Origin of the sequence: Ralstonia sp. TCR112 (assembly GCF_007997035.1) — a bacterium.
GTDB lineage: Bacteria > Pseudomonadota > Gammaproteobacteria > Burkholderiales > Burkholderiaceae > Ralstonia > Ralstonia edaphi.
Genome location: NZ_VOSS01000073.1, coordinates 1 through 9,176 on the forward strand (window position 1 = coordinate 1; position 9,176 = coordinate 9,176).

The following is a 9,176-nucleotide window of genomic DNA, read 5'->3' on the forward strand; positions in this document are numbered from 1 at the left end:
GGCTGGCAACCAGTCGGGGGTGGTCGGCCCGCAGCGGCGCATCGATGGCAACGCGGTCGACCACGAGGTCGAGCAGCAACGTCAGCCCGCGCGCGCGGCAGACTTCGGCCAGCGTGCCGAGCGCGGCGTCGGCCGGCCCGCCGCCCAGCGCTGCATGCAGTTGCGCATGGTCCCGCGTGACGAAGACGTTGCCGGCCGCACCCACGGCAAACGGCGGCGCCATCAACACATGGTCAAAACCCAGTGCGGCAATGCGATCGAGCACGCCATCCCATCGGTCGAGCCTGCCCAGCTGCAATGGATGGACGTAGCAGATGGCGGGCGCATACGCAGGCTCGACGGCGGCCGGCGGGGCTGCGGTGGGCGTGGCGGCCGGCTTCGCTACCGATTGGGCTTTGCTGCCGGGCGGCTTGGCCGCCTTCAGTGCGGCCGTGTTTTTACGTGAAGAGGCGGGCTTGGGCGACTTGGTCTCGGGCATGCGTGAAAGCGGGGCAGGGCGTCAGGCGCGGTCAGGCACGGATTTTTTCGGCACTGGCTGCGCGCGCCACCGCGTGCGCCCGGATCTCGTCGGACAGCGCCGTCGAGCGTCGCCGCGCCGGCGTACGCACAGGTTGTTCGGGGCGGGGCGTGTGCAGCGCGTCGGGTGCGGCCGGCGTCTGCGCAAGCGCCACGGCGGGCATGGGTGTGGCAGCAGGTACCAGGTTGCGGTACAGCGCAATGTATTCGCGGGCCGGCTGCGACCAGCCGAAGTCGGTCGTCATGCCGTTGTATTGCAGGATGCGCCACGCCTGCGGCTGGGCGAAGACATGCAGCGCGCGCTCCACGGCGGCGACCATGGCGTCGGCGGTGTCGCCGTCAAACAGGAAACCTGTGGCGCCGTGCATGGCGGCTTCGGGCGAGCCGTGGTCGGTGATGGTGTCCATCAGGCCGCCCACGCGCGAGGCGATCGGCACCGTGCCGTAGCGCATCGAATAGAGCGGCGTCAGGCCACACGGCTCGAAGCGGCTGCCATGCAGCAGGATGTCGGCGCCGGCGTGCAGCAGGTGCGCATAGGCCTCGGTGTAGCCGATCTTCGCGGCCACCTGGCGCGGATAGCGCGCCGCCAGTTCAGCCATGCCGGTCTCGTATGCGTGTTCACCGCAGCCGAGCACGGCCACCTGCAATTGCGGGTTGGATTCGAGCAGCTGCGGCAGCGCCTGCAAGGTCACGTCAGCCATCTTCTGATGCGTCAAGCGGCTGCCCACGGCCAGGAGCGGCGCCTTCGGGTCTTCCGGCAGGCCGAAGCGTTGCTGCAGGACGCGCTTGGCGGTTTGCTTGCCGCTCAGGTTGGAAGCAACAAACGGCTGCGGCAGAAGCGGATCCTTCGAGGGGTTCCACACATCGTTGTCGATGCCGTTGAGGATGGCGACCAAGTCTTGCTGGCGTGCGCGCAGCAGGTCCTGCATGCCGCAACCTGCCGCTTCGGACAGGATTTCGCGCGCATAGGCGTGGCTCACGGTGGTGATGCGATCGGCCCACAGCAGGCCCGCCTTCAGGAAGCTGAACTGGCCCCAGAACTCGGCTTCGTGCGCCGCATCGGGCGGCACGCCAATGTCCGGCACCACGTGCATCGGGAAATTGCCCTGGAACGCAAGGTTATGGACGGTAAACACCGTTTTCACCGGCACCTGCGCCCGCTTGACGAACAGCGCACCAGCCCCGCGTGCCAGTCGTGCGCCTGCACGATGTCAGCGCGATGCACGCCCGGCACGCCCCCGGCCACGCGCGCAGCCGCCTGGCTGAATGCCGCAAAGCGCAGCGCGTTGTCTTCGTACGGCTCGCCGTGGTCGTCCAGGTATGGGTTGCCCGGCCGCGCGAATAGGGCCGGTGCGTCGAACAGCAGGACCGGAATGCCCTGTGCGCCCATGCGGCCGCTCAAGAGGCGCGCGCGGCCGCCAGGCAGGTCGGTCCATTCGCACACCGTGTGCGTGTGCTGCAACTGGGCGATGGCGTCGGGATAGCCCGGCAGCATCACCGTGACTTTCATGCCGGCGCGCCGAAGCGCGCTCGCGCACGCTCCAACCATATCTCCGAGCCCACCGGTCTTGGCCAGCGGCACAGCTTCAGAAGCGACGAAGAGAACGTTCAGCGACAAGGTCATGCTCCCGAGGGAATTCGCCTGCCGGGCCGTCCAGCTGATCAACAGTGGAGGCGCCGATGCATGGCGGAGGGGGTTGCGATCGACCTCCTCGCGCAAGACCTATGCCAGTCAGACAGACGCTGACAAGGCAGGGGGTCTTCGCTGGCGCGGCCTGGGCTGTACGTGATGTACGCGCGGCAGTGGCACGTGCAGCGTGTGCAACCTGCGGGTGCGCTGTGTAATTTCGTCTATGCGTGCGGGCGCACGTCGGGAGATGGGCCGGTTCAGGCTCCGAAGGCTGAGCTGCTCGCTTAATAGAAAAAAACAATCGACGAAATCATATCAATCAACTTGTGCAATGCACTGATCGACGATACGATCCACTCCGTTGTCAACCAAGCAACCCAACCGAAAACCACTATGTCGCTGATCAATACTCAAGTCCAACCGTTCAAGGCCCAAGCGTTCCACAACGGCAAGTTCATCGAAGTCACGGATGAGTCGCTCAAGGGCAAGTGGTCCGTGCTGATCTTCATGCCGGCCGCGTTCACCTTCAACTGCCCGACCGAAGTGGAAGACGCAGCGGACAACTACGCTGAATTCCAGAAGGCTGGCGCCGAGGTCTACATCGTCACGACCGACACGCACTTCTCGCACAAGGTGTGGCACGAAACGTCGCCGGCCGTGGGCAAGGCTCAGTTCCCGCTGGTGGGTGACCCGACGCACGCGCTGACCAACGCATTCGGCGTGCACATTCCGGAAGAAGGCCTGGCACTGCGCGGCACGTTCGTGATCGACCCGCAAGGCGTGATCAAGACGATGGAAGTGCACGACAACGCCATCGCCCGTGACGTGAAGGAAACCCTGCGCAAGCTCAAGGCTGCCCAGTTCGTCGCCAACAACCCGGGCAACGTGTGCCCGGCCAAGTGGAACGAAGGCGCGAAGACCATCAAGCCGTCGCTGGACCTGGTCGGCAAGATCTAAGTAGTCAAGGCTGTTGCTGCAGAAATGCAGCGTGAAAAACGGCCGGCTCTGCCGGCCGTTTGCTTAAGGGCGCAGGCATGTGCCGCGCCCTGTCACTGAATCAAAACGAATAAAGGAAGTCGTCATGCTGGATGCTGATGTCAAGGCCCAACTGAAGGCCTACCTCGAACGCCTCGTGCAGCCCATTGAGCTGGTCGCCAACGTCGATGACAGCGAGGGCTCCCGCGACATGATGGACCTGCTGCGCGACGTGGCCGAGCAGTCCAGCATGATCGTGCTGACCGAGCAACGCGATGCCGCCGAGCGCGCACCGTCGTTCCTGATCCGCCGCACCGGCGCGGATGTGAGCGTGCGTTTTGCCGCCATCCCGACCGGCCACGAATTCACCTCGCTCGTGCTGGCGCTGCTGCAAGTGGGCGGCTATGCGCCCAAGCTCGAAGCCGACGTCATCGAGCAGATTCGCAATATCGAAGGGGATTTCCGCTTCGAGACCTACATGTCGCTCACGTGCCAGAACTGCCCGGACGTGGTTCAGGCGCTGAACGTGATGTCCGTGATCAACCCGCGCATCCAGCACGTCGCCATCGACGGCGCGCTGTATCAGGGCGAAATCGAGGCACGCCAGATCATGGCCGTGCCGACCGTGTTCCTGAACGGCGAGACGTTCGGCACGGGCCGCATGGGCGTGGAAGAAATTCTCGCCAAGATCGACACCGGCGCTGCCGCGCGTGATGCTGAAAAGCTGGCTGCCAAGGAAGCGTTCGATGTGCTGATCGTCGGTGGTGGCCCGGCCGGCGCGGCGGCTGCCGTGTACGCGGCACGCAAGGGCGTGCGCACCGGCGTGGTGGCCGAACGTTTTGGCGGTCAGGTGCTCGACACGCTGGGCATCGAGAACTTCATCTCCGTGCAGGAGACCGAAGGGCCGAAGTTTGCCGCCGCGCTGGAGCAGCACGTGCGCCAGTACGACGTCGACATCATGAATACGCAGCGCGCGGTCAAGCTCACGCCGGCAGACAAGCCGGGCGGCTTTGCCGAGGTGACGCTGGCCAACGGCGCGGTGCTCAAAGGCCGCTCGGTCATCCTGTCGACCGGCGCACGCTGGCGCAACGTCAACGTGCCGGGTGAGCAGGAGTACAAGAACAAGGGCGTAGCGTACTGTCCGCACTGCGATGGCCCGCTGTTCAAGGGCAAGCGCGTGGCCGTCATCGGCGGCGGCAACTCGGGCGTGGAAGCGGCCATCGACCTGGCCGGCCTGGTGAGCCACGTCACGCTGCTGGAATTCGCCAGCGAGCTGAAGGCCGATGCCGTGCTGGTGCGCAAGCTGCAAAGCCTGCCGAATGCGACGATCGTTACCAACGCGCAGACCACCGAGATCACCGGTGACGGCCAGAAGGTCAATGGCCTGCGCTACAAGAGCCGCGTCGATGGCGTCGAGCACACGGTCGCGCTGGAAGGCGTGTTCGTGCAGATCGGCCTGGTGCCCAACACCGAATGGCTGGACGGTGCGGTCGAGCGCAATCGCTTTGGCGAGATCGTCGTCGATGCACGCGGCCAGACCAGCGCGGAAGGCGTGTTTGCCGCAGGCGATGCGACCACGACGCCGTACAAGCAGATCATCATCGCCACCGGCGATGGCGCGAAGGCCGCACTGTCGGCGTTCGATCATCTGATCCGCGTGCCGCTGGCCGAAGCTGCCTGAAGCTGAACTGAGCCGTATCCGTACCAAGCCGGACTTCGCGACAAGCGGGTCCGGCTTTTTCTTTGGTGCCTCGGCGTTCAGCCGGCAGCCGACTGCAGCGCCTGCGCACGCGCCGCGCACATCTCGACAAGACGATCGCGCAGCGCACGCCCCGCGCTGTCGAGGTCGGGTCGCGCAAACAGCGCGAGTTCCAGCCCGCCGATCTCCGGAAAACCATCCGCAGCGCCGAGCACGCGGTGCCCAGCCTGCACGGTGCTGGCCGGCAGCAGGCTCACGCCCAGCCCCGCGCTGACGGCAGCACACAGGCTCGCCAGGCTCGGGCTCGAATACGTGATGCGCCACGGTTGGCCGATCGATTCCAGCGCATGCAGCATCTCCTGCCGATACAGCGCGCCCACTGGAAACACCACCAGCGGCAAGGACGGTTGCGATGGCCCGAGCGGCAGCGTGTGCGGCCGCTCGGCGCTGTCGATCCAGCAGACCGGCTCAGCCCAGCGCGCATGGCAGTCGCTGTCCGTCCCCCATTGCTTGACGAGCAGCATGTCGAGATCGCCATTGCGATACAGACGCAGGAGGTGGTGTGAGAGGCCGCTTTCCACTTCCAGCCGCAGCCGCGGGCGCTCGCGCGCAAAGCTGGCGATGAGCGGCATCAGCGCGCCGCTGCCGAGGTCCTCGGGCACGCCCAGCCGCAGCACGCCCCCAGTGTGCTCGGGGCTGAGCGCTTCGCTCGCTTCGTTGGCCAGGCGCAGCAGGCGGCGGGCGTAGCCGAGCAGGCGATCGCCTTCTTCGGTCGGCAGCACCTGGCGCTGGCTGCGGTCCAGGAGGCGACAGTCCAACTGCTGCTCGAGCCGCAGGATCTGCTGGCTCACCGTCGACTGCGTCAGATGCAGATGCTCCGCCGCCCGGGTGAAGTTGCCCGTGTCCACCACCGTAACAAAGCTGCGCAGCAAGACGAGATCAATCATTTGAAAATCCACTGAACATCATTTCACTATTTAATTTGAACATGTTTAGGGGCGCAACCATAATCGACCCGCAATTTCGTCTGTGGAGAACCTCGATGTCCGATGAGCAGTACATGCGTGAGGCGGTGGAGCTGGCGCGCGGCAACGTCAACGCCGGCGGGCTGCCGTTTGGCGCGGTGCTCGTGCGCGACGGCCAGATCGTTACCCGTGGCGTGAACGAGGTGCGCGCCACCCACGACCCGACCGCCCATGCCGAAATGCAGGCGATCCGCGAGGCAAGCCGTGCGCTGGCCACGCCGGACTTGCGCGGTGCGGTGATGTACGCGAGCGGCCATCCGTGCCCGATGTGCTTTGCCGCGATGCACCGCTGCGGCATTCGCACGGCGTACTTTGCGTATTCGAACGAAGATGGCGAGCCCTTCGGCATGTCGACCGCTGCCCTGTATGCCGAGATGCGCGGAGCACCGGAGTGCGGCGAGTTGCAACTGCATGCGTGCCGGCCGACGGGCGAGCAGGGCCTCTACGAAGCATGGCAGGCACATCAATCGTGAGCGACGTGGCCGCACAGGGCACCGCCGCCGACGCGTCACCTCAAGCCGCAGCCCCGTCGATGCGCGCTGATGCCGGTTGGCTCGGCGTGGTGGTCGTGGTTGCGCTTGGCATGAACCTGCGGCCGATCCTCACGACCATCGGGCCGCTGCTGGCTGAAATTCGCGCGGGCACCGGGCTCGGCTTGCAGGGCGCTTCGCTGCTGACCGTGATTCCCGTGCTGTGCATGGGCAGCGTCGCCCTGTTCCTGCCCTGGCTAGCGCGCTGGCTGCCTGAGCATCGCGGCGTGGCATGCAGCCTGCTGGCCATCGCGGGCGCGTGCCTGTGGCGACTGTGGGCCGGGCAGGGCGCGGCCCTGATCGCAAGCGCCGCGCTGGCCGGCACGGGCGTGGCGATTGTCCAGGCGCTGGTGCCCGGCCTCGTCAAGCGATGGTTTCCGCAGCGTGTGCCGATGGCGCTGGGTTTGTATTCCGCCTCGCTGATGGCCGGCGGCGGCATCGCGGCGACGCTCAGCCCGCGCATTACACACATCGCAGATTGGCATGCCGGTCTCGGCGTGTGGGCGCTGCCGGCGTTGGTGGCCCTCGTGTTGTGGGCGACGGCTCGCCCGCGTGAAGCCGCCGCACCGGCGCAGCGCGGCCCTGTGCTCAATTTCTTCGGCAACCGGCGCGCATGGCTGCTGGCCATCTACTTTGGCGCGGCCAACGGCGGCTACACCAGCATGATCGCGTGGCTGCCGATGTTCTATCGTCAACTCGGCTGGAGCGCGCAGGACGCAGGCAGCCTGATCGGCCTGATGACGATCTTCCAGGTGATTGGCGCATTGGCTGCACCGCTGCTTGCGCGCCGCTGGCCCGACCGGCGCCCGTGGTTGGTGGTCGTGCTGGTCATGCAGCTCATCGGTATGGTCGGCTTGCTGCTTGCGCCGCAAACCGGCACCACGCTGTGGGTCGCCCTCATTGGCGGTGGGCTCGGCTCGATGTTCTCGCTGTGCCTGACGCTCACGCTGGACCACCTGCCCGACGCACGCGCTGCCGGTTACCTCGCAGCGTTCGTGCAAGGCATCGGTTTCATCATCACGGGAATCATTCCCTACGCAGTCGGCTGGCTGCGCGAGCTGACGGGCGGTTTCCAACTGCCGTGGGCGCTGCTGATTGCCATCGTGATCGCATCGATGGTGACGACGTTGCGCTTTGCCCCCAGCGGCTACGCCCGCGCGATCGGGCCTGTGTAACACCTGCCTGTGCGAGTGACCATGCTCCCGATGGGGCCTTCCACAGTTCGTAAAGAAAACGCTTGTAATGCGAATCATTCGCATTTATAGTGTGTCCATCGACAGCGCTGCAGCCGATGGATTCGCTCCCAGGGCAAATCCTCCAAGGCACGGCGCATCGAACCGAATTTCGCTGCGCGCCTGCTGGTTCATGGGCTGGCGCCCGGCAACCGATCTTTTGTGGGGACCGCTCTGACACACAGAGCGTTTGGCAGTAGCAAGCCGCCCGACAGTCGGGAAAGCACTCAGACCCCGCTTTCCCGACTGCGACTTTCCGGGCTGCCAGCCATGCCGTTTTTTTCTTCAAGAACTCAGCGACCGGCGTGCATGCGTGCAACGTTGCCGTTTTGGGTTCTCGCCCGCTGTAACGCCCCGCCTGCTGTACCCAAATCTCGCCCCAACGAACGCCATGCCAAACTCGACCGACCTGCGCCGGGCGGGGCTCAAAGCCACGTCGCCGCGCGTCAAGATTCTGGAAATCCTCACCGCCGGTACGGAACACGGCCGCCACCTGAGCGCGGAAGATGTGTACCGCCAGTTGCTCACGTCGGAACTCGACATCGGCATCTCCACGGTCTACCGCGTGCTCAATCAGCTGGTGGATGCCGGCGTGCTGCTGCGCCATGCATTCGAGGCCGGCCATGCGGTGTATGAGCTGAACGAGGGCGCGCATCACGATCACCTGATCTGCCTGACGTGCGGCCGCGTGGAGGAGTTTCACGACGACGCCATCGAGTCGCGGCAGGAGCGTGTGGCCAACGAGCGCGGCTTCGTGCTGCGCGATCACGCGCTTGCGCTCTACGGCGTCTGCCCTGCGTGTCAGGCTAGTGCGGGGGTGTCCGGCGCGATTGGGTTGAATGCGTGATGTGACCCGGTAACTTGCTGAAACAGTATCGACGGGATCATGGCGAAACTCACCGCGCGCTCGGGGTTCCAACTCCCTGTTATTCAGGAGATGCCGATGCAACGCCGTCTGAAGTCCGAAGATGAACTCAAGACCTTGCTGGCCCGCTGCGTCCAGCAACACCCGGAATGCGCACAGTGCGAACTGCGCGCGATGTGCATTCACCGCCCCGATCACACCGGCTGCAATTGGAGCGCCGAATTTGATTTTCCCGTGGACGACGATGCCGCCGCCATTCGCGGCCTCTCCGTCGCCAAGCGCCTGCTGACGCGGGCCCGCACGCAGTACAACGTGGTGCCGGCGCAGTAACCGCGCCGCCTATCTCTTCGCTTGGCGGGAGATCCGCTCCAGCAGCGCGCGTGCGCTTTCGCCGTGTCCCTGCTGTGCCAGCAGGCGCGCATTCAGCACGAGGTTCTCGAGGACCAGCTTGGCGATGCTCGCGGTGAGCGAGACGATCACTTCGTCCTGGCTGAAGTGGGCATTTTCCATTTGCGTCAGCTGGCGCGACACCAGCTTGCAGACCAGGTCGCGCAACATCTGCTCGTCAAAGGGCAGGTTCGCGAAATCCACCGGGTCTTCCTTCTCGACTTCCGCAATCAACTGGACCAGCAGCTCTTCGGTCATGACGCGTCCCCCGTTCAGGTTTGGACCAGTCTACGCCTGCGCTACGCAAAAACAAAACG

The 9,176-nt window shown here is 65.4% G+C and carries 8 protein-coding genes and 2 pseudogenes; 6 read left to right on the forward strand and 4 right to left on the reverse strand.

Going from position 1 to position 9,176, the window contains the following annotated elements; all coding sequences use genetic code 11:
- Positions 1–478 (reverse strand): annotated as a pseudogene (locus FUT88_RS16780) (DUF3416 domain-containing protein); the annotation flags it as partial.
- Positions 479–509: 31 nt separating this feature from the next.
- A pseudogene (glgA, locus tag FUT88_RS16785) lies at positions 510–2,140 on the reverse strand (glycogen synthase GlgA).
- A 399-nt stretch (positions 2,141–2,539) separates the two neighbouring features.
- Here glgA and ahpC point away from each other — a divergent pair.
- Together ahpC and ahpF are read left to right on the forward strand one after the other, a co-directional pair.
- Entirely contained in the window at positions 2,540–3,103 is a 564-nt protein-coding gene (gene ahpC, locus FUT88_RS16790) for an alkyl hydroperoxide reductase subunit C (protein ID WP_004627987.1), read from the forward strand.
- A gap of 124 nt (positions 3,104–3,227) precedes the next feature.
- Positions 3,228–4,802, forward strand: coding sequence for an alkyl hydroperoxide reductase subunit F (gene ahpF / locus FUT88_RS16795; protein WP_147216804.1), 1,575 nt, complete (start codon positions 3,228–3,230; stop codon positions 4,800–4,802).
- A gap of 77 nt (positions 4,803–4,879) precedes the next feature.
- Here ahpF and FUT88_RS16800 read toward each other — a convergent pair whose 3' ends face one another.
- Positions 4,880–5,767, reverse strand: coding sequence for a LysR family transcriptional regulator (locus FUT88_RS16800; RefSeq protein WP_012430077.1), 888 nt, complete (start codon positions 5,765–5,767; stop codon positions 4,880–4,882).
- 95 nt (positions 5,768–5,862) lie between these two features.
- On the opposite strand from FUT88_RS16800, the gene FUT88_RS16805 reads away from it, so the two are divergent.
- The 4 genes from FUT88_RS16805 (at position 5,863) to FUT88_RS16820 (ending at position 8,802) form a co-directional block, all read left to right on the forward strand.
- Positions 5,863–6,318, forward strand: coding sequence for a nucleoside deaminase (locus FUT88_RS16805; RefSeq protein WP_147216805.1), 456 nt, complete (start codon positions 5,863–5,865; stop codon positions 6,316–6,318).
- Positions 6,297–7,550: a CynX/NimT family MFS transporter gene (locus tag FUT88_RS16810; RefSeq protein WP_222614277.1), complete on the forward strand. Its 1,254-nt coding sequence runs from the start codon at positions 6,297–6,299 to the stop codon at positions 7,548–7,550. Before FUT88_RS16805 ends, FUT88_RS16810 begins: the two co-directional genes overlap by 22 nt.
- A 448-nt stretch (positions 7,551–7,998) precedes the next feature.
- Complete coding sequence (gene fur / locus FUT88_RS16815; RefSeq protein WP_147216807.1) at positions 7,999–8,454, forward strand: ferric iron uptake transcriptional regulator; 456 nt, start codon at positions 7,999–8,001, stop codon at positions 8,452–8,454.
- Between the two features lie 96 nt (positions 8,455–8,550).
- Positions 8,551–8,802, forward strand: coding sequence for a hypothetical protein (locus tag FUT88_RS16820; protein ID WP_004627975.1), 252 nt, complete (start codon positions 8,551–8,553; stop codon positions 8,800–8,802).
- A 9-nt stretch (positions 8,803–8,811) separates the two neighbouring features.
- On the opposite strand, the gene FUT88_RS16825 is transcribed toward FUT88_RS16820, so the two are convergent.
- Positions 8,812–9,117: a hypothetical protein gene (locus FUT88_RS16825; protein ID WP_147216808.1), complete on the reverse strand. Its 306-nt coding sequence runs from the start codon at positions 9,115–9,117 to the stop codon at positions 8,812–8,814.
- Between the last annotated feature and the right edge of the window lie 59 nt (positions 9,118–9,176).

What these genes read in the sequence shown, in the direction of transcription:
- ahpC (WP_004627987.1), top strand. Translation starts at nt 2,540, where the DNA reads ATGTCGCTGATCAATACTCAAGTCCAACCGTTCAAGGCCCAAGCGTTC.
- ahpF (WP_147216804.1), top strand. Translation starts at nt 3,228, where the DNA reads ATGCTGGATGCTGATGTCAAGGCCCAACTGAAGGCCTACCTCGAACGC.
- FUT88_RS16800 (WP_012430077.1), bottom strand. Translation starts at nt 5,767, where the DNA reads ATGATTGATCTCGTCTTGCTGCGCAGCTTTGTTACGGTGGTGGACACG.
- FUT88_RS16805 (WP_147216805.1), top strand. Translation starts at nt 5,863, where the DNA reads ATGTCCGATGAGCAGTACATGCGTGAGGCGGTGGAGCTGGCGCGCGGC.
- FUT88_RS16810 (WP_222614277.1), top strand. Translation starts at nt 6,297, where the DNA reads ATGGCAGGCACATCAATCGTGAGCGACGTGGCCGCACAGGGCACCGCC.
- fur (WP_147216807.1), top strand. Translation starts at nt 7,999, where the DNA reads ATGCCAAACTCGACCGACCTGCGCCGGGCGGGGCTCAAAGCCACGTCG.
- FUT88_RS16820 (WP_004627975.1), top strand. Translation starts at nt 8,551, where the DNA reads ATGCAACGCCGTCTGAAGTCCGAAGATGAACTCAAGACCTTGCTGGCC.
- FUT88_RS16825 (WP_147216808.1), bottom strand. Translation starts at nt 9,117, where the DNA reads ATGACCGAAGAGCTGCTGGTCCAGTTGATTGCGGAAGTCGAGAAGGAA.